Source organism: Vibrio sp. 1249-1 (assembly GCF_033340495.1).
The window spans coordinates 11008-30289 of the sequence record NZ_JAWOWJ010000016.1; the positions used below are offsets into that span (position 1 = coordinate 11008).

The 19282-nt window shown below is 45.0% G+C and carries 16 protein-coding genes; 13 read left to right on the plus strand and 3 right to left on the minus strand.

What is annotated here, in order from left to right; translation table 11 throughout:
* Nucleotides 1–76: 76 nt before the first annotated feature.
* Nucleotides 77–2359 carry a class 1a ribonucleoside-diphosphate reductase subunit alpha gene (gene nrdA, locus R7Z50_RS20535; RefSeq protein WP_005376819.1) on the minus strand — a complete coding sequence of 761 codons (2283 nt, stop codon included), beginning with the start codon at nucleotides 2357–2359 and terminating at the stop codon, nucleotides 77–79.
* Between the two features lie 501 nt (nucleotides 2360–2860).
* On the minus strand, nucleotides 2861–3568 hold the full coding sequence (ubiG, locus tag R7Z50_RS20540) for a bifunctional 2-polyprenyl-6-hydroxyphenol methylase/3-demethylubiquinol 3-O-methyltransferase UbiG (protein WP_054577035.1): 708 nt from the start codon (nucleotides 3566–3568) through the stop codon (nucleotides 2861–2863).
* A gap of 475 nt (nucleotides 3569–4043) precedes the next feature.
* On the opposite strand from ubiG, the gene gyrA reads away from it, so the two are divergent.
* The 3 genes from gyrA (at nucleotide 4044) to R7Z50_RS20555 (ending at nucleotide 8099) form a co-directional block, all read left to right on the plus strand.
* Entirely contained in the window at nucleotides 4044–6755 is a 2712-nt protein-coding gene (gene gyrA / locus R7Z50_RS20545) for a DNA topoisomerase (ATP-hydrolyzing) subunit A (protein ID WP_017636128.1), read from the plus strand.
* A gap of 123 nt (nucleotides 6756–6878) precedes the next feature.
* Complete coding sequence (locus R7Z50_RS20550; protein WP_054701274.1) at nucleotides 6879–7502, plus strand: tetratricopeptide repeat protein; 624 nt, start codon at nucleotides 6879–6881, stop codon at nucleotides 7500–7502.
* A gap of 42 nt (nucleotides 7503–7544) precedes the next feature.
* The gene (locus R7Z50_RS20555) at nucleotides 7545–8099 is read left to right on the plus strand and encodes a hypothetical protein (RefSeq protein WP_017636126.1); all 555 of its coding nucleotides are present in this window, start codon (nucleotides 7545–7547) and stop codon (nucleotides 8097–8099) included.
* 118 nt (nucleotides 8100–8217) lie between these two features.
* Here R7Z50_RS20555 and nrfA read toward each other — a convergent pair whose 3' ends face one another.
* Nucleotides 8218–9645: an ammonia-forming nitrite reductase cytochrome c552 subunit gene (nrfA, locus tag R7Z50_RS20560; RefSeq protein ID WP_318149236.1), complete on the minus strand. Its 1428-nt coding sequence runs from the start codon at nucleotides 9643–9645 to the stop codon at nucleotides 8218–8220.
* A gap of 450 nt (nucleotides 9646–10095) precedes the next feature.
* Between nrfA and nrfB the strand changes: the two genes are divergently transcribed.
* From nrfB to R7Z50_RS20610, 10 genes are all read left to right on the plus strand, one after another.
* Nucleotides 10096–10698, plus strand: a complete 603-nt coding sequence (gene nrfB / locus R7Z50_RS20565; protein WP_064354129.1) for a cytochrome c nitrite reductase pentaheme subunit — start codon at nucleotides 10096–10098, stop codon at nucleotides 10696–10698.
* Nucleotide 10699: 1 nt separating this feature from the next.
* Nucleotides 10700–11386, plus strand: a complete 687-nt coding sequence (gene nrfC / locus R7Z50_RS20570) for a cytochrome c nitrite reductase Fe-S protein (protein WP_017636123.1) — start codon at nucleotides 10700–10702, stop codon at nucleotides 11384–11386.
* On the plus strand, nucleotides 11383–12354 hold the full coding sequence (gene nrfD / locus R7Z50_RS20575; protein WP_318149237.1) for a cytochrome c nitrite reductase subunit NrfD: 972 nt from the start codon (nucleotides 11383–11385) through the stop codon (nucleotides 12352–12354). The genes nrfC and nrfD overlap by 4 nt, the downstream gene beginning before the upstream one ends.
* 9 nt (nucleotides 12355–12363) lie before the next feature.
* The gene (locus R7Z50_RS20580; protein WP_318149238.1) at nucleotides 12364–14271 is read left to right on the plus strand and encodes a heme lyase NrfEFG subunit NrfE; all 1908 of its coding nucleotides are present in this window, start codon (nucleotides 12364–12366) and stop codon (nucleotides 14269–14271) included.
* Nucleotides 14249–14782 (plus strand): DsbE family thiol:disulfide interchange protein, encoded by a 534-nt coding sequence (locus R7Z50_RS20585; RefSeq protein ID WP_172563564.1) that lies wholly within the window; start codon nucleotides 14249–14251, stop codon nucleotides 14780–14782. Before R7Z50_RS20580 ends, R7Z50_RS20585 begins: the two co-directional genes overlap by 23 nt.
* Entirely contained in the window at nucleotides 14769–15179 is a 411-nt protein-coding gene (gene nrfF / locus R7Z50_RS20590; protein WP_085569796.1) for a heme lyase NrfEFG subunit NrfF, read from the plus strand. The genes R7Z50_RS20585 and nrfF overlap by 14 nt, the downstream gene beginning before the upstream one ends.
* 146 nt (nucleotides 15180–15325) lie before the next feature.
* Nucleotides 15326–15502 carry a hypothetical protein gene (locus R7Z50_RS20595; protein ID WP_020480909.1) on the plus strand — a complete coding sequence of 59 codons (177 nt, stop codon included), beginning with the start codon at nucleotides 15326–15328 and terminating at the stop codon, nucleotides 15500–15502.
* A 271-nt stretch (nucleotides 15503–15773) separates the two neighbouring features.
* Nucleotides 15774–16370 (plus strand): GTP cyclohydrolase II, encoded by a 597-nt coding sequence (locus R7Z50_RS20600; protein WP_025767283.1) that lies wholly within the window; start codon nucleotides 15774–15776, stop codon nucleotides 16368–16370.
* A 174-nt stretch (nucleotides 16371–16544) separates the two neighbouring features.
* Nucleotides 16545–17807 (plus strand): imelysin family protein, encoded by a 1263-nt coding sequence (locus tag R7Z50_RS20605; RefSeq protein WP_053304295.1) that lies wholly within the window; start codon nucleotides 16545–16547, stop codon nucleotides 17805–17807.
* Nucleotides 17808–17899: 92 nt separating this feature from the next.
* Nucleotides 17900–19282 carry a di-heme oxidoredictase family protein gene (locus R7Z50_RS20610; protein ID WP_005376848.1) on the plus strand — a complete coding sequence of 461 codons (1383 nt, stop codon included), beginning with the start codon at nucleotides 17900–17902 and terminating at the stop codon, nucleotides 19280–19282.

Genomic DNA, 19282 nt, shown 5'->3' on the forward strand with positions numbered 1-19282 from the left:
CAATTCCTTTTAAACCTCCCCGTAAGGGGGAGGTTATCGATAGTCTGTCTTTACGGGTTCGCTAGGTACGGGAAGATTAAATCTTACAACCGCCGCCAGCACAATCGTCATCTTGTGGTTGAACAGCGTCTTTCTGTTCATCTTTCGCGCCATCACGAGTGTTGTGGTAGTAAAGCGTTTTCACACCAAACTTATACGCTGTTAGCAGGTCTTGAAGTAGTTTCTTCATTGGAACCTTGCCAGTCTCGTAACGTGACGGGTCGTAGTTAGTATTAGCAGAGATAGCTTGGTCAACAAACTTCTGCATAATACCCACAAGGTGTAGATAACCGTCGTTCGAACCGATATTCCAAAGCAGTTCATAGCTGTCTTTAAGTTCTGTGAACTCTGGTACAACTTGCTTCAGGATACCGTCTTTCGAAGCTTTTACTGAGACGTAACCACGTGGTGGCTCAATACCGTTAGTTGCGTTTGAAATCTGAGAAGAAGTCTCAGAAGGCATTAGCGCAGTCAGTGTTGAGTTACGTAGGCCGTGCTCCATAATTTCTTTACGTAGGCTGTCCCAGTCGTAGTGCAGCGCTTCGTCACAAATTAGGTCGATATCTTTCTTATACGTATCAATCGGCAGTAAGCCTTTCGCGTAGTTCGTCTCGTCGAATGAAGGGCACTTACCTTGTTCTTTCGCCAGTGCTACAGATGCTTTCAATAGGTAGTACTGCATTGCTTCGAACGTACGGTGAGTTAGGCCGTTCGCGCTACCGTCAGAGTATTTCACGCCATTCTTCGCTAAGTAGTAAGCAAAGTTAATCACACCAACACCTAGCGTACGACGGTTCATAGTCGATTTGTATGCCGCTGGTAGAGGGTAATCTTGGTAATCAAGCAGTGCATCTAACGCACGAACAACAAGATCGGATAGCTCTTCGAAATCATCTAGAGACTTGATAGCACCTAAGTTGAATGCAGAAAGCGTACACAGTGCGATCTCGCCTGAGTCATCTTCAACGTTAGTTAATGGTTTCGTTGGTAGTGCGATTTCTAAACATAGGTTCGACTGACGAACTGGAGCAACTTCAGAATCAAATGGGCTGTGAGTATTACAGTGGTCCACGTTCTGGATGTAGATACGACCCGTTGATGCACGCTCTTGCATTAGCAGAGTGAACATTTCAATCGCTTTAACCGTTTCTTTCTTGATTGAAGGATCGTTCTCGTACTTCACGTATAGACGCTCAAACTCTTCTTGGTTTTCGAAGAATGCGTCGTACAGACCAGGTACATCAGATGGTGAGAATAGCGTAATATTGCCGCCTTCAACTAAACGTTGGTACATCAGTTTGTTTAACTGAACACCGTAGTCCATGTGACGAACACGGTTTTCTTCAACACCACGGTTGTTCTTAAGTACCATTAGTGAGCGTGCTTCACCGTGCCACATTGGGTAGAACACAGTAGCTGCGCCACCACGTACACCACCTTGTGAACAACATTTTACTGCTGTTTGGAAGTACTTGTAGAACGGAATACAACCAGTGTGGAATGCTTCACCACCGCGAATCTCTGAGCCTAATGCACGGATACGACCTGCGTTGATACCAATACCAGCGCGCTGAGATACGTAACGAACAATTGAGCTTGCTGTTGCGTTAATAGAATCAAGACTATCGCCACACTCGATCAGAACACATGAGCTGAACTGGCGAGTAGGGGTACGCACGCCAGACATAATTGGCGTAGGTAGAGAAATCTTAAATGTCGATGTCGCATCGTAGAAACGTTTGATGTAATCAAGACGCGTCGCTTTTGGATATTTCGCAAATAAGCACGCTGCTACAAGGATGTATAAGAACTGAGCACTTTCGTAAATTTGGCCCGTAACACGGTTCTGTACGAAGTACTTACCCTCTAGCTGCTTAACTGCCGCGTATGAGAAGTTTAGGTCGCGTTTATGGTCGAGGTACGCATCAAGTTCGTCGAGTTCTGCTTTTGTGTAGTCTTCTAGAATATGTTGATCGTACTTACCCATATCGACGAGGCGAGACACGTGATCATAAAGCGTTGGTGGCTCGTATTGGCCATACGCTTTTTTACGCAGATGGAATACCGCTAGGCGAGCAGCTAGGTATTGGTAATCCGGAGTCTCTTCAGAGATCAGGTCTGCCGCAGACTTGATGATTGTCTCGTGAATATCTGTCGTTGTGATGCCGTCGTAAAACTGGATGTGAGCGCGAAGTTCTACTTGAGAAACCGAAACATTATCTAGACCTTCTGCAGCCCAAGTGATAACGCGGTGGATTTTATCCAGATCGATACTTTCTTTACGGCCATCACGCTTGGTGACGGTAAGTTGTTGGTTCATTCTGCTTTATTTCCCTAAGAAAACTGATAAAAGCCGTATTTTTGTTTGTTTATGTGCAATATGAGTAAAGCTTGCGGCGGCTTTGTGATCAAAGTCTATCTATATATTGTCGCTTAAACACAACATATAGGGGTTCATTTGTTTGCGGGTTACAAGATAGTGCTATTACACTGATTTATCAAGGTACAGATCGGGGATGACTTGTGGATAACTGACAAAATGAAAAAAATCAGTAAGTGAACACTAACCGATGAGAAAAGGGCAGACTTGAATGGTTAAAAGTACGGTTTCGAGATCGGTTTAGAAATAACCGCATGCAAAAATATTTTCCTTGATCTTTGGCCGTTTTTATCTACGAAAAATGGCTTGGTCAAAATGGAATCTAGAGCACGAATTTTAGCCATAAAAAGACAAAAAAAGCGGCAACTTTGTGCTACCGCTTCCGATTCATTTTCTTTAAAAAATGTCAATCACAAAACTCATTTTTTAACTTAATAGCGTTCAGTATTTTTTAGTATGAACGATGTAGTTTACATCTACATTACGACCGAGTTTGTAGCTATCATTTAGAAGGTTGTAATGAAGCCCAGTAATGCCCATTTCCGTCAGGTCAGTTTGGTCTATCATCTTCATCATTTCGGCTGGCTTGATAAACTTATCGTGCTCATGAGTGCCTTCAGGAACAATCTTAAGAAGCTTCTCAGCACCGACAATAGCAAATAAGTACGACTTAATGTTTCGGTTCAAAGTTGAGAAAAACACGTGACCACCGGGTTTGACTAGCGCAGCACAAGAGCGGATAACGGAGAGAGGATCTGGAACGTGTTCAAGCATCTCCATACAAGTCACGACATCGTAAGTTCCTGCGTTTTCTATAGCGTGGTCTTCTATTGTGCTCTGAATGTAGGTCAGTTGAGTACCTGTTTCTAATGCATGTAGTCGCGCGACTTCTAATGGTTCTTTACCCATATCAAGTCCAGTCACAATAGCGCCTTCTTTTGCCATGCTTTCAGCAAGAATGCCACCACCACAGCCGACATCAAGTGCGCGCTTGCCAAACAAGCCATTTGCTTTTTCAAGTACATAGTTCAAACGAAGTGGGTTAATTTGATGAAGCGGCTTAAACTCGCCTTCTAAATCCCACCATCGAGAAGCCATGTCCTCGAATTTCTTAATTTCACTTGGGTCGACGTTTTGTGCTTTAGTCATAATTGGTTTTATTGCATTCAATCTGAGTCCTTTAGAGGGCGCCAGTATACTCCAACGTTTTACACCCAAACAACCTCGATGTGCTTAGTTAAGGGACAATGACAGAGTTCACTGGCGCGGCAATCGAGACAGGTGCCTGTAATTTGTAAAGCGCTAACTATTGTTTTTGGTTCATCCTTGAACTGGTGCCAGTGATAATAACTCTAAAACCTGCATTTTCGCGTTGTGTGGTTAAAGGAATTTACCTCGCTTTTCCGCGTAAAGGGTCCGATTTTGCTCAATATTGACCGAAATATAACCACTAATCAGAAAGATATGGGATGAGTGTGCAAATTCTCGACATTTGATTCATAACCAAGCTCACAACCTGATAAAAGGAGAGGGAAAGTGATGCCGAAGTGATGAATTGTGTGTTATATTTTTGCACCTTACACGTATCGTAATTACGATCAGATAATAGAGGGATAATGGCTCTATGAGCGATTTAGCTAAAGAGATCACGCCCGTAAACATTGAAGATGAGCTTAGAGGTTCATACCTAGACTATGCGATGTCAGTCATCGTGGGTCGTGCTCTTCCAGATGTGCGTGATGGCCTAAAACCAGTACACCGCCGCGTTTTATTCGCGATGAACGTACTAGGCAACGATTGGAACAAACCATATAAAAAATCAGCCCGTGTTGTCGGCGACGTAATCGGTAAATACCACCCACATGGTGATAGTGCTGTGTACGACACAATCGTACGTATGGCTCAGCCGTTCTCGCTTCGTTACATGCTGGTCGATGGTCAAGGTAACTTTGGCTCGATCGATGGCGACTCTGCTGCGGCAATGCGTTACACCGAAGTTCGAATGGCAAAAATTGCCCATGAACTATTGGCTGACCTAGACAAAGAAACCGTAGACTACGTACCAAACTACGACGGTACTGAGCAGATCCCAGCGGTTCTTCCAACTAAAATTCCAAACCTATTGGTTAACGGTGCTTCTGGTATCGCAGTAGGTATGGCAACCAACATCCCGCCTCATAACCTTGGCGAAGTGATTGATGGCTGTCTTGCATACATCAATAATGAAGAAATCACTATTGATGAACTAATGGATTACATTCCTGGTCCTGATTTCCCAACGGCGGCGCTTATCAGCGGTCGTAAAGGCATTGTAGACGCGTACAAAACAGGTCGTGGCAAAATCTACATGCGTTCGAAAGCGGACATCGAAGTGGAGAAGAATGGTAAAGAGACCATTATCGTCACTGAAATTCCTTACCAGGTGAACAAAGCTCGCTTGATCGAAAAGATCGCTGAGCTAGTTAAAGATAAGAAAGTAGAAGGTATCAGTGCACTGCGCGACGAGTCAGATAAAGACGGTATGCGCATTGTTATTGAGTGTAAGCGCGATGCTGTGGGCGAAGTAGTTCTAAACAACCTTTACGCTCAGACTCAGCTGCAAACCACTTTCGGTATCAACATGGTGGCCCTAAACAATGGCCAGCCACAGCTATTCAACCTAAAAGATATGTTGAAGTGCTTTGTTGATCACCGTCGTGAAGTTGTGACACGCCGTACTATTTTCGAACTGCGTAAAGCGCGTGAACGTGCTCATATCCTTGAAGGTTTAGCTCTAGCGCTTGCTAACATTGATGAAATTATTGAGCTTATCCGTAAGGCACCTACACCGGCTGAAGCAAAAGCGGGTCTTATCGCTCGTGGTTGGGATTTAGGCAACGTTTCAGCAATGCTAGAGCGTGCTGGTACAGATGCTGCGCGCCCTGAATGGCTAGAGCCTGAATACGGTATTCGTGATGGTCAGTACTTCCTGACTGAGCAACAAGCACAAGCTATCCTAGATCTACGTTTACATAAACTAACAGGTCTAGAACACGAGAAGATTCTTGGCGAATACAAAACACTTCTAGAAGAAATCGCTGAACTCATGCATATCCTTGCGAGCACTGAGCGTTTGATGGAAGTGATCCGTGAAGAACTTGAAGCGGTTCGTGACGGCTTTGGTGACGCTCGTCGTACAGAAATCACAGCTGCGAGCCATGATATTGACATGGAAGAGCTGATCGCACGTGAAGACGTTGTGGTTACTCTATCTCACGGTGGTTACGTTAAGTACCAAGTACTGAGCGACTACGAGTCACAGCGCCGTGGTGGTAAAGGCAAGAGTGCGACTAAGATGAAAGATGAAGACCATATCGAGCGTCTTCTAGTGGCGAATACCCACGATAACATCTTGTGTTTCTCTACTCGTGGTAAAACATACCGCCTGAAAGTTTACCAATTGCCTCTAGCGAGCCGTACTGCGCGTGGTAAGCCAATCGTAAACATCCTTCCACTCGAAGAAGGTGAGCGCATTACCGCGATTCTACGTGTTGATGAATTCTCTGAAGACAAATTCATCTTCATGGCAACAGGTGACGGTACGGTTAAGAAAACGCCGTTGAACCAGTTTGCAAACGTACGTTCAAACGGCCTAATCGCTGTGAACCTACGTGAAGACGATTCGTTAATCGGTGTGGATATCACTAACGGCGAAAATGAAATCATGCTGTTCTCTAAAGCGGGTAAAGTGGTTCGCTTTAAAGAAGCAGAAGAGATTCCAGTACTTGATGAAAATGGTAAACCAGTTCTTGATGAGAATGGTCAGCCAGAGATCAAGTTTAAAGGTGTTCGTCCTATGGGTCGTACCGCCTCTGGTGTTCGTGGTATGAAACTGGCTGAAAATGACCAAGTTGTATCACTTATTGTTCCTTCGCACGAAGGCGACATCCTAACGGTTACAGAAAACGGTTATGGTAAACGCACAGCACTTAGCGAGTACCCGACAAAAGGTCGTGGCACTCAAGGTGTAGTTTCTATCAAAGTTTCTGAGCGAAATGGCCCGGTAGTTGGTGCTATCCAGGTTGTTGAAGGTGATGAAATGATGATGATCACCGACGCTGGCACGTTAGTACGTACTCGTGTGGGTGAAGTTAGCCAAGTTGGTCGTAACACACAAGGTGTAACGCTTATCCGTACTGCGGAAGATGAATCAGTTGTTGGTTTGCAACGTATTGAAGAAGTTGATGATGAAGAGCTGCCTGCTGATGAAGATGCAGAAGCGTTAGAGTCAACAGACGAAAATACGCAGCAAGACGCTCCAGCTGCTGATGATGCAGAGGAAGGTAACGAAGAGTAATCTTACATCGTTATCCTGATATGAAAAGCCGAGCCTTAGTTGCTCGGCTTTTTTGTATCTGTATCAACGCATTTAAAGTAAGAAATGCGTACACTGACGTTATCTTTGTTTACAGGACGTGTTATGTCTGTTTGGTTTTTCGCTGCCATCACTCTGATGGGGCTGTTTATCGTACTCTTATCACTGAGTGCATCAAAAGTTAAACCTGCTCAATGGTTTGGCTTTTGCCTGTTAGTACTTGTCGTGACGAGTGCCAGTTTCTTATTGCTGCATCAAACTCCGCCTAAACCAATACAAGCGGAAATGTCACGAATGATGACTGCTCGTGACATCATGAAAGAGATTCAAGACCAGTTGCGTGAAGATCCGAACAACGCTGAATTGTGGTTCCAACTCGGGCAGGGCTACCTGCTAGAGGGGGAATTTGATGGCGCGCTGATTTGTTTTGATTACGCGATCCAACTGACTGAGCCAGTCAGTGCCACGCAACTTGCCGCAAAAGCGACGACCTTGTACTACATTCACCAGCAATCAATGACGCAAGAAGTTAGCTTGCTTTTGGAGCAAGCTTTGCAGATAGAACCGCACAATGAAGCCGCTTTGTCTTTGATCGCAAATGATCATTTTCTGTCATTCCGATTTCAGGAAGCGATTGATGCCTGGGTACTATTATTAGATTCTAATGATCCAAATTTAGATAGGGTGCAAATCATTAACTCTATTAACAAAGCAAAAGAGCTGTTGTAAGCGTACAATTTAACAAGCAATAGAGGGAAAGGTGGGCAACGAATGAAAAATAAAGCACTAAGCATATTGGTTTTGCTGTGCGGCTCTGTGCTGGCGGGTTGTAGCTCTTCCGATCATTCTGGCTCTTCCTCTACGGTTTATTATTCATCGGGTTACTACGACCCGTGGTGGTACGATCATGACGACTACTGGATTTATTACTATCCGGGCTGTTGCGATAACGACGATGAATACAAAGAGAAACTGGAAGAGTGGTGGAATGGTTTAGATGAAGACCAACAGCAATCCATCAAAGACAAAATCGAAGATTGGAAAGACGACGATATGTCCGCCAATATCGATAACATGAAACGCCAACTTGACGATCATTGGCAATCACTGCCTGACGAGCAAAAGCAAGAGATTCGAACCCAATGGGAGAATCGTCCGGAGCATATTGAACCAGCGACTTTACAAGGCAAGGCGGTGAAAGAAAAGGTTCAACAAAGAAAAGCATTACCGGAAACGAAGATCCAGCGTCCAGTTGCTCGTCCAAATGTGCAGATACCTAAAGCACGTCCAAATATTCAACCTAGACCTAGGCTTCCTCGTCGCTAGTACATTCGATTTTTGTCTCTCGATAGAATCAGGATGAAGAGATAAAGATAATAAAGAAAGAAAAGGGGCGTTCAGTACGCCCCTTGTTGTATCTATAAGTTAACCGTTGCCAGTTAGACTAATACGTGGCTTCGCGTTCAGCTGCTGCTTTATCCCACTCTGGCGCTACTGTTTCTAGGAAGTGTTTCTTGTCTGCGTTCATCTTATCCATATCCATGCCCAGTGCTTGTTGTGCTTTCGCTTTGGTCGAGATATCTGGAATTTGAACAGGGTCAGTAATGCCTTTGGTTGCCAGTAAACGAACCAATTTGGTACGGGCGTCAGCAGCGCGGTCAACTGCAGTACCTAGTACTTCAAGTGCTACCTCAGGAGCATGCATGTGAACACCGTGAGAAGCAATCGCGTAGTCCCAACGCCATTGTGCATGGCGAATATCTTGTAGGATAGGTTCCATCTCTGCTGCTGTTGCACCTGCTTTCCACGCTGCACCAGCTTCAAAGTGTGCCGCTACGATTTGCTTCTCGGCGGTTAGCTTCATGTTCAGTACTTGCGCTTTGCGAGTCGAGACGATGCCTTGTAGCTGCTCTTTAGTTTGGGTATGGCATTGCGCACAGGTGTCTTCAAAACGATCAAATGGGTTACCCACTTTGTGGTCTGTGTACACCGTACCGTCTTCTTTGGTCACTTTAGGCATGTGGCAGTCCACACACACCACTTTGTTTTTACCATGAATACCCGCTCTCCAAGTTTCGAAACCTGGATGTTGCGCTTTTAGCATCGGCGCTTTAGATACGGCATGCGTCCAATCTTTGAAATTCAATGCGTCGTAGTATTTCTCCATGTCATTAACGGTGGTGCCCATATCCCATGGGAATTTAACCGCTTTAGTTGGGCCGGTGAAGTAGTATTCAACGTGACATTGAGCGCAGACCGATGCTTGCTTATCTAGGCGAGACTGTCCATCAAAGTTTTTACCAATAGTATCAAAAGCACGCTCGACGTATGGGCGAGTCAGTGCTAGCGCAGGTTCGCCTTTCTTGAAGGCTTCAGAGCCTGTGTTGTGGCAATCGGAACAACCGATAGGGTTGACGATTTCTGAGCCTAAGCGTGCCCATTTACCTTCGAAATAACCGTCTTCACCACGTTCATCAATCACGCGAGCAACGTCAGGGCTTTTACAGCTCCAACAGGCCATTGGCATAGGCCCGGACTTCTCGTCGGTTGGTGCGCCGGTACGTAAGGTTTGACGAACATCATCAAGTGCGTAAAAGTGACCGCGCGCTTTGTTGTAGTCTTTTGCGAAGCCGTAGCCAGCCCATAAGATCACCATGTTTGGGTCTTCACTTAGAGCATCTTCAATGTGCTCACTTTCGGATGTTGCTTTCCAAGAGTGGTATTGGTCGGGATGGTTCTGTTCAAAGGCGTCATTTCGAGGATCGATGAGGCCTTTTTCTTCTGCCGCCAACGGAGCGCCGACCAAAAATAATTGGCTGGCGAATAAGGTCGCAACCGCGATAGGTGCGCTCATCCAGTGTTTTATGCTCACGGTGTTATCTCCATATTCGTTTTTATTAGCAGCGTTGTGAGAAGCTATTCCAAATAAGAACTGGAGATCTACGATTAATAATATTGCTTAATTGGATAGATGAAATAGAGAGTGAATCTTGTCTTGTTTTAGATCAATTTACACCAGTGATCTCAGTCATATTTGAATTTATATACCTCTAAAGTGGTAGCTGTTAAGTCATTGTTGTGCAATGCTTTGAGTTTTTAACCTTTTTAAATATAGGGTGATTTAGTTCGCTTTTTGAGCAGGCGTTTCTACCCCTTATGAATAATAGAGGTATTATAAATATAGGTTTAGCGTTGTGGCTTTCCGAAATAAGAATTGATGTCATTTGAAGATCTAAAAAATATCTTCAGAGGAAATTAATTGTCGCTCAAATAAATAATTGAGAATAGTTATCAATTATTATCGAGCTAAGGAAAGAACAATATGGGCAATATAAAATTGACCATAGAGACAATGCTGAAACTTCTCTTCGTCTTTGCCATCTATGGTTTCTCCATCGCCGCCCATGCGACTTCTTCAGAGCCGATTGAAGGTGCTCAAGCTGAGCGTCATCAAGTCGAGTTGATCCGTGACCGTGACTACAAGTGCCTGCAATGTCATAAGGATGCAAAAGAGACTCTGAACTTATCGCATGATTCGCAAGCTCTACTCAGCCAAGGGAAGCAACTTAATTGCACTAACTGCCATAGCAACATTGGTCCCGACCATCGTGAAGGTGCACCTGATGTGATTAAGTTTTCTGCAGCGCAATCGAAAGAAGTACACGACAAAGTGTTCCTTGATCCAAGCATGATTCTTAAAGCTAACAGCCAATGTGTGGATTGCCACGCACCGACACAGCTGAGAGAAAGCCACTGGACGCACGATGTGCACGCCAAAAACCTCACTTGTTCAAATTGCCACGATGTACACGCAGCGAAAACCAAAGCGTTGTCGTACGACAGAAAACAACTGATCAAGCAGTGTGTGGATTGTCACTCTGAATTTGCCGTCGAACCTGAACTTGCCAAAGAAGAGGAGAGATAGCATGAAATGTTCGAGAAGAAACTTTTTAGCCGGCAGCGGCGCGTTGATTTTAACTACAGGCGTTGCAGGCACTTCCGTTGTTAGCTCCTCTCTCTATGCCAGCAACAGTGAACAAGCGAAACGCATGGGTATGGTTCATGATGAAAATGCCTGTATTGGCTGTACCGCTTGTACCGATGCTTGTCGCGAAGTAAATAAAGTCCCTGAAGGCGTAACGCGACTTAAAATTCATCGCAGTGAACCGATTGGCGAATTTCCAGATGTGGAATACCAGTTTACTCGCGAATCCTGTCAGCACTGTGATAACCCACCATGTGTGTACGTTTGTCCAACAGGCGCTGCATACAAAGATGAAGCGACCGGCATCGTGGATGTGCACAAAGAGAAATGTGTCGGATGTGGTTATTGCCTTGCCGCTTGCCCTTACCAAGTGCGCTTCTTTAATCCAGTCGATCACTCTGCGGATAAATGTAACTTCTGCCGTGATACCAACCTAGCGCAAGGTAAACAGCCAGCTTGCGTGGAATCTTGCCCAACAAAAGCACTCATCTTTGGTGATTTGAATGACCCAACTAGCGAGGTGAGCAAAGCTATCGAAAGCCATGTTGTCTATCGCGATAAATCGCATTTAGGTACGCAACCTAAACTGTACAAAATTCCGCATAGCAAAGGGGAGGTGTCATCATGAACGGCTTCGAAAGTGCATTCCACTTTGACTCGTTAGTCTGGGATTGGATCATCGCGATTTACTTATTCCTTGCTGGGATGTCAGCGGGTACGGTGATGATTTCAATCTATTTAAAACGCAAAGTGATTGAAGGTGATCCCGCAAAAAACGGCATCATGAAAGCGATGGCTTGGCTCGCACCATTTGGCATCATTGCTGGGTTGGTAATTTTGATTTTCCATTTAACCAAGCCTTTAGAGTTTTGGAAGATCATGATCTACTACAACCCAACGTCTGTGATGTCGATGGGCGTGATCTTGTTCCAAGTGTACATGATCGTGTTGTTTGTTTGGATTGGCGTTATCTTCCGCCATCAAATCATCAGCTTCTGTGAAGGGAAGTTACCAAGCAAACTGCTGGATTTTGCCGATGGCATTTTGATTAAGGCGGGGAAAGCCAACAACGCCATTGAATTGTTCTTGGGCTTCTTAGCCATCGCACTTGCAGCGTACACTGGCTTTCTATTGTCTGCGTTGAAGACTTATCCAATGCTAAACAATCCAGTACTGCCAATCTTGTTCCTGTTCTCTAGTTTGTCCTCGGGCGCAGCGGCATGCTTGATGTTCGGCATCTTGGTGTTTAAAGAGTCGACCAGCAGCCCAAGTGTATCTTGGGTGCACGGATTTGAACGCCCAGTAGTGTTGTTTGAGTTGTTTGTCTTAGTGACCTTCTTTACTGGATTGATCTTCAGCGGTGGTCAGAACGAAGTCGCGGCTTGGAATGCAATTTCGAGTGGATTCTGGGCTCAATGGTTCTGGGTTGGGGTAGTGTTCATCGGCATGATTACGCCTTTGACTCTCAATTGGTTGACGCCTTCTGAAGTGCGCCACAAAGGCAGTTACGTTTTTGTGGTCACGACGTTGAGCTTGGTTGGCGTACTTATGCTGCGTACTTTCATTCTCTATGCCGGTCAAATGACCGTAGTGTAAGGGGGATAAATGGAAGCTGAGCTAGGGTTCTTCTTACTGATATTGGTGGCTGTAACATCGACTTGTGCATCGTTGCTGCATTGGCTACGTCGTGCTATGGGTAAGAAGGCGACATTGCCGCATCAAGTCGCGATGTCCCACATCATTAGCTTAGCTTCCTTCATTTGTTTAGCACTTCTGATCGTCTGCTTCGTGCAAGACAACTTCGCGTTGGAATATGTTGTTACGCATTCCAACAGTCAACTTCCCGTAGCATTCAAGATTGCTGCCGCTTGGGGCGGGCACCAAGGCTCCATGTTGTTTTGGGTCGTCACCTTGAGTTTATGGGCGTCGTTTATTGCATTTAAGTCACCGCTCAACGCCCAATATACTTGTGACTGTTTAGGAATCATGAACCTTCTTATTGCGACATTTGCTTGGTTCACGTTAATGACCTCTAACCCGTTCGAGTATGCCCAAGTATTGGCGTCGGAAGGACGAGATCTAAACCCAATGTTGCAAGATGTTGGGCTTATCATTCATCCACCATTGCTTTATCTCGGTTATGTCGGTTACGCAGCAATATTAGCTTTTGCATTAGCAGCGCTATTGGGTAAACAACCGATGAGCGATTGGTATGTGGTTGCTCGAAGCGCAGCGTTTTTTGCATGGGGAACGCTCACGTTGGGTATCTTGGTGGGATCATGGTGGGCGTACAATGAGCTAGGGTGGGGCGGCTGGTGGTTTTGGGACCCTGTGGAGAACGCTTCTCTACTCCCTTGGCTTACTGGTACTGCTTTGTTGCACAGCGGTGTTGTCGCAACACGTAACAGAGGCGCAATTTGGAGCTCCTATGCACTGGCGTTTGCTACGTTCAGCCTAAGCATTTTAGGGACATTCGTGGTGCGCTCTGGCGTGCTGACTTCAGTGCATGCTTTTGCGGTGGACCCAACTAAGGGTTTAGTGCTGCTTGGTGTATTGAGCTTGCTTATCATCATCACTTTTGGCGTATTGATTTTGCGAGGAGAACAACTCCCTCGCTTCAAACTTCAATCTCTAGCGAGCCGAGCTTACACTGCTTACATCGCCAAAGGGCTGCTGGTTATTGCGACTGCTATCGTTTTTCTTGGCACTTTTTATCCGATGGTTTATCAACTGCTCGGTTTAGGGAACATTTCAGTTGGCGCACCTTATTTTAATAGTCTGATCTTCCCATTAAGCATACTGGCTCTGATTTCCTTAGCTTTCACGCCGCTGCTGAAATGGACAAAAGGCACAGTGCCGAGTGTAAGCGCTGATATTGCGATCAGTATTGCGTTATCTCTTGTCTCTGGGATCGGGTTTATCTTCTTAGTGCACGCACTGCATTTCGAAGTATTGCTAACCATAATATTGGCTACTTGGGTGATTGTGGCGCATCTCGTTATGCTGTTTCGTTGTTCCAATAAGCGCAAACTCATGCCAATCGTGATGGCACATATCGGTTTTGCGCTGGCGGTGAGTGGAGCTGTATTCAACAGTCACTACTCATATGAACACAATTTACGTGTCGAACCCGGCAGTTCTCAACAAAGGGCGGGGATCACTATCGATTATCATGGTATCGAATGGCTGGTGGGGCCAAACTACACCGCGGAACAAGGACAGATCACCTTGCACTTGGAAGATGGCCGCATGCTCAATTTCAACCCGCAAAAGCGTCATTACCCTGTGCGAGTGATGAATATGACCGAGCCTGCGATTCGTTCACTATGGCATGGCGATTATTACGTGACATTGGGTGACAAAGTCGATACTCATGCTTATGCGATTAAAGTTCAGTACCGCGCAGGTATTTGGTGGATATGGTCTGGCGGGCTACTAGCTGTGTTTGGTGCGCTATTAACCGGCCTAAAGAAAAGGAGAGAGGCTATCAATGCGATCGAGAAATACGCTTAAACTCGCAGGTCTGTTTGTGGCTGTTGCCGTGTTTGCTGTAGTAACTGCGGTGGCTTTGTCTGAGCGACCACATGTTGAATTGTCCCCACAACGAAATTTAGAGACACCTAATTTTCGCTCTACTTCTCTGATCTCTGATGACATGGTTTCTGAGCAGTTGTTCAAAAGCGACGGATATAAATTATTGAATGTTTGGGCATCTTGGTGCGGAGTATGCAAACGAGAGCATGAAGAGTTATTGCAGTTAGCAGAACTCGGTGTGCCTATTATTGGGCTGAATTATAGAGATCAAAAACAAGCCGCTCGTGAATATTTGAGCTCTAAACGAAATCCATATATTGAAGTAATTAGTGACCCTAATGGAAAGCTTGCTGTGGAGCTAGGTGTTATAGGAACGCCGGAAACTTACTTGATTGATCAAAATGGTCGTATATTGATCAAATATCGTGGAGAGCTAACGGCAGATAAATGGAACGATATATTTTCAGGATACTTGAATGTTTCGATTTAATAATCTTCTCCTCACTTTAATCCTATTTATACTATTTTCTCCTTTCACGAGAAGTGCGGATTTAGAACAGAATGTTGATCTGTTTGATTTTCATTCTGTTGAAGTGCAACAGCGTGCAACCTCGCTAGCCAAGACATTACGCTGCCCGCAGTGTCAAAACCAAAACCTTGTCGAGTCTAATGCACAAGCGGCTAAAGACCTGAGGTTGAAAGTGTATACGATGGCCAATGAAGGCAGCTCAGATCAAGAAATAAAGGACTATCTAGTTGCTCGTTATGGGAATATTGTTCTGTACCAACCACCATTAAATTATTCCACGGCGCTGTTGTGGATCTTTCCTGTGCTATTTTTGATCTTTTTTGTCTTATATTCGATCCGAATGGTGAAGCGTAATTAATGTGACCGTTATTCCACTATTAAAAATAAATTGTGCACTTAACAAGCAGAATGTTATCATTTTTCCGAATTTATGAAGTTTCCAGTATAAAGAAAATAAAAATTTTGAGCTGGATAAGTAATAAAAGAACGAAATAGGTGCACGCAGTGGATTCAGTTATATTACAACTTAAAAAAGACTTCTATTCGCAGATTCGTGCATTGCAATCACCGAACCTGCCTCAAGTTACTTCAACGCTCGCCGTGTTGACCGACGAGGAAATCCAAGAACTCGAAGCAGTTTGGATTGAACTCGCCGTTTGGAAGCGCAGTCAGACCCATTAAAAGATAGACCAAACGACCTTCTTGAAACCCCAGACAAAATTTGTCTGGGGTTTTTTATTGTAGTTTTTTTAAATTGTTATAATATAACAATTGTTCAGTTGGAGAGTGTTTCTCTTTTGCTGTCTTGAGTGGATAACTGCCCTCAATTGTGATCTCTATATTGCAAAATGCGGTATCAGTCCCCATAGTTGAAGAGCAACGAGTAAATCCCATGAATGCAATAACGAAAACGCATCAAGCGCATCAAGCAATAAATCGAGTGAGTATAGATATGGCGGAAGTACGTGCCAGAGTAGATTTTAAAGTCGGGGCAAAAAGTAACATTGATGCCGAAATTCTGTCTTTCCATGGTCTGAAGACAGACAAAGAGCATGTTGCTATTATCTTTAAACAAGCGGACCAAACTCAGGACATGCCTTTAGTTCGTATGCACTCTGAGTGTTTGACAGGCGATGTGTTCCACTCTTCACGCTGTGACTGTGGTGAGCAACTAGAAGAGACGATCAATCGCATGGGCGAGTCCGGTGGTATCATCTTGTATCTCCGTCAGGAAGGTCGTGGTATTGGCTTGTACAATAAGATCGATGCATACCGCTTACAAAGCCAGGGCATGAACACGTACGAAGCTAACAACCATTTGGGCTTTGATGATGACCTGCGTGATTTCACAGAAGCAGCACAAATGCTAGAAGCTTTAGGCGTGAATAAGATCCGCCTCGTGACGAACAACCCTAAGAAAATCCGTGAGTTATCTGAGTACGGAATTGAAATTGGCGAGGTTGTCAATACCTCTGCACATATCAAAGATGGCAACGAAAATTATCTGAAGGCAAAAGTCTCTCACGGAAAACATGACCTAAAGGTTTAATCCTAAAGATAAAACTGACAATAAAGTCTGTGAAAAACCTCATTTTTATGAGGTTTTTTTGTATCTGGAGTTGCAAATAAATTGTAAATTTGTATTATCTCGAGACTAAAGTGCAAATAAGAATAATTAGCACTACCAATACGATAATTGAAAAGCTCAACAAGGATGCTTCAGATGAATGCAAAAAAAGTTTTAGTCCAATCTATTGCTGCATCACTCCTCATTGCCAGTGGTTCTACCGTTGCTGCCACAGTAACTAAACAACAAGTAGTCGAACATTACGCGGACGTTGCCCATGCTGTATTTGCTGATTCAGTAACAACAGCGAAAGCGCTTGATGTGAAAATCGACGAATTTCTACAATCACCATCAGCGAAAAAGCTTGAAGAAGTAAAACAAGCTTGGCTAGATTCTCGCGTGCCTTACCAACAGTCTGAAGTTTTCCGTTTTGGTAACGCGATTGTTGATGATTGGGAAGGTCAGCTGAACGCATGGCCACTTGATGAAGGTTTGATTGACTACGTAGCGGCTGATTACCAATACGAATTGGGTAACGAGGGCGCTGCTGCCAACATCATCGCGAACACAAGTCTGCAGATTGGTGCTTCTAAACTGGACGTTTCAAAAATCACTCCAGAATTGCTAGCGGATCTAAACGAAGTAGGCGGTTCTGAGGCAAACGTTGCATCAGGTTACCACGCGATTGAATTCTTGCTTTGGGGTCAAGACCTAAACGGCACTAACGCGGGTGCAGGTCAACGTGCTTACACTGATTTCGTCGTTGGCTCTGAGTGTACGAATGGTCATTGTGATCGTCGTGGTGAGTACCTAAAAGCGGCCGCTGATCTACTGGTTCAAGACCTAGAGTGGATGGAAAAGCAGTGGTCTGCAGAAGTGAAAGGCAACTACCGTGAAGAGCTATTGAACGAATCTGCTGACAATGGTCTTCGTAAGATGCTATTCGGCATGGGTTCTCTTTCTCTAGGTGAGCTAGCGGGTGAGCGCATGAAGGTGGCACTAGAGGCAAACTCGACTGAAGACGAACACGATTGTTTCTCAGACAACACGCACAACTCTCACTACTACAATGAGCAAGGCATCTACAACGTTTACACAGGTACATACAAAGGTGTAAACGGCAAAGAGCTATCTGGTCCAAGTATCGCTGACCTTGTTGCTCAAAAAGACAAGAAAGCCGCGACCGAAATTCAAAAGCAGTTTGATACAACACGTAGCCAAGTTGGTGAGCTAGTGACTTCTGCAGAGAAGAACAACCAGCACTTTGACCAACTTATTGCAGCGGGTAACGCACAAGGCAACGCGCTAGTAAACGACACCATCATGTCGTTGGTAGCACAAACCGGTGCGATTGAGCGTGCGGCAAGCATTGTCGGCATCGACAGCCTAAGCCCTGATACTGCTGACCACGAGTTTTAATAAGAAAACCATAATAAATAAGGGCTCTTTGTGAGCCCTTTTGACGTTTGAGCTCGTTGTTATCACCCTTGTTGTCTATGTAGAGCAATGATATGAAGCCATACCTAATTTCTGCGCTAGCCGCGATCCTTTCTTCTTCTGCCATGGCTTATGATGTTAAGTCTGGTGGCAAAACCAGTGTTAAAAAAGACGGCGCGAATGCCTATTCTCTTCCTGCTGCTAACTTGCCAATGAGCAAACGCCTCGACTTTAGCGTAGGTAACAGCTTTTTCCGTAACCCTTGGGTACAAGCGCCAGCGTCAACGGACGCTCGTGATGGCCTAGGCCCGCTTTTTAACACCAATGGTTGTCAGAATTGTCACATCAAAGACGGTCGTGGTCATCCGCCAGAGAAAGATGATTTACATGCCGTGTCTATGTTAGTGCGCTTAAGCATTCCTGCGATGACGCCAGAACAAAAGAAAGCTTACATCAAAGATGGCGGCATACCTGAGCCGACTTATGGTGGCCAGCTTCAAGATTTCGCTCTGCAAGATCAAACGCCAGAAGGCAAAATCGAAATCACTTACACCGATGTCCCAGTGAAATTTAAAGACGGTACGACGGTGACGCTAAGAAAACCTCATTTGAACATTACCGATCTGGGTTACGGCGATATGCACCCTGATACCGAGTTCTCAGCACGCGTGGCACCGCCAATGATCGGCCTTGGTTTGTTAGAGAGTATTCCCGACGAAACGCTACTTGCTTGGGCTGATGAACAAGATGCCGACAAAGACGGTATCTCAGGCAAAGTCAATAAGGTGTGGGATATTGAGAAGGACGACTTCTCGATTGGTCGTTTTGGCTGGAAAGCAGGACAACCGACGCTAATGCAGCAAAATGCAGCAGCATTTAATGGTGATGTGGGTCTTACGAGCCATTTATTCCCAAATGAAAACTGTACCTCGAAACAAAGCATTTGTGACGACATGCCAAATGGCGGCAAACCAGAGGTGAGTGAAAATATTCTCGACTTCGTAGAGTTTTACAGCCAACACTTAGCCGTACCTATTCGCCGTAACGTCAATGATCCTAACGTGAAACTTGGTCAGCAAATCTTTGCTGCGTCTGGCTGTGAAAGCTGCCACAAGACCAGTGTTAAAACGGCGAAACGACCAGAGTTACCAGCGCTTTCTGAGCAGCTTATCCACCCATACACAGACATGCTTTTGCATGACATGGGTAAAGGCTTAGCCGATAACCGTCCGGAATACTTAGCAAACGGCCGTGAATGGCGAACGGCACCGCTATGGGGCATTGGTTATACCGAAGAAGTAAACGGACACACTTACTTTCTACATGATGGCCGCGCTCGTAACCTGATGGAAGCGGTGTTGTGGCACGGCGGCGAAGCTGAAACGGCGAAACAAAATGTTTTAGCTCTGAACAAAAAAGAACGTGATGCTCTCATTGCGTTTCTGAACTCTCTATAA

Coding starts and splice junctions, on each gene's coding strand:
- ubiG (WP_054577035.1), bottom strand. CDS start 3,568: ATGACTAAAGCACAAAACGTCGACCCAAGTGAAATTAAGAAATTCGAG.
- nrfD (WP_318149237.1), top strand. CDS start 11,383: ATGAACGGCTTCGAAAGTGCATTCCACTTTGACTCGTTAGTCTGGGAT.
- nrfB (WP_064354129.1), top strand. CDS start 10,096: ATGGGCAATATAAAATTGACCATAGAGACAATGCTGAAACTTCTCTTC.
- nrdA (WP_005376819.1), bottom strand. CDS start 2,359: ATGAACCAACAACTTACCGTCACCAAGCGTGATGGCCGTAAAGAAAGT.
- R7Z50_RS20605 (WP_053304295.1), top strand. CDS start 16,545: ATGAATGCAAAAAAAGTTTTAGTCCAATCTATTGCTGCATCACTCCTC.
- R7Z50_RS20555 (WP_017636126.1), top strand. CDS start 7,545: ATGAAAAATAAAGCACTAAGCATATTGGTTTTGCTGTGCGGCTCTGTG.
- gyrA (WP_017636128.1), top strand. CDS start 4,044: ATGAGCGATTTAGCTAAAGAGATCACGCCCGTAAACATTGAAGATGAG.
- R7Z50_RS20585 (WP_172563564.1), top strand. CDS start 14,249: ATGCGATCGAGAAATACGCTTAAACTCGCAGGTCTGTTTGTGGCTGTT.
- R7Z50_RS20610 (WP_005376848.1), top strand. CDS start 17,900: ATGAAGCCATACCTAATTTCTGCGCTAGCCGCGATCCTTTCTTCTTCT.
- R7Z50_RS20600 (WP_025767283.1), top strand. CDS start 15,774: ATGGCGGAAGTACGTGCCAGAGTAGATTTTAAAGTCGGGGCAAAAAGT.
- nrfF (WP_085569796.1), top strand. CDS start 14,769: ATGTTTCGATTTAATAATCTTCTCCTCACTTTAATCCTATTTATACTA.
- nrfC (WP_017636123.1), top strand. CDS start 10,700: ATGAAATGTTCGAGAAGAAACTTTTTAGCCGGCAGCGGCGCGTTGATT.
- R7Z50_RS20580 (WP_318149238.1), top strand. CDS start 12,364: ATGGAAGCTGAGCTAGGGTTCTTCTTACTGATATTGGTGGCTGTAACA.
- R7Z50_RS20550 (WP_054701274.1), top strand. CDS start 6,879: ATGTCTGTTTGGTTTTTCGCTGCCATCACTCTGATGGGGCTGTTTATC.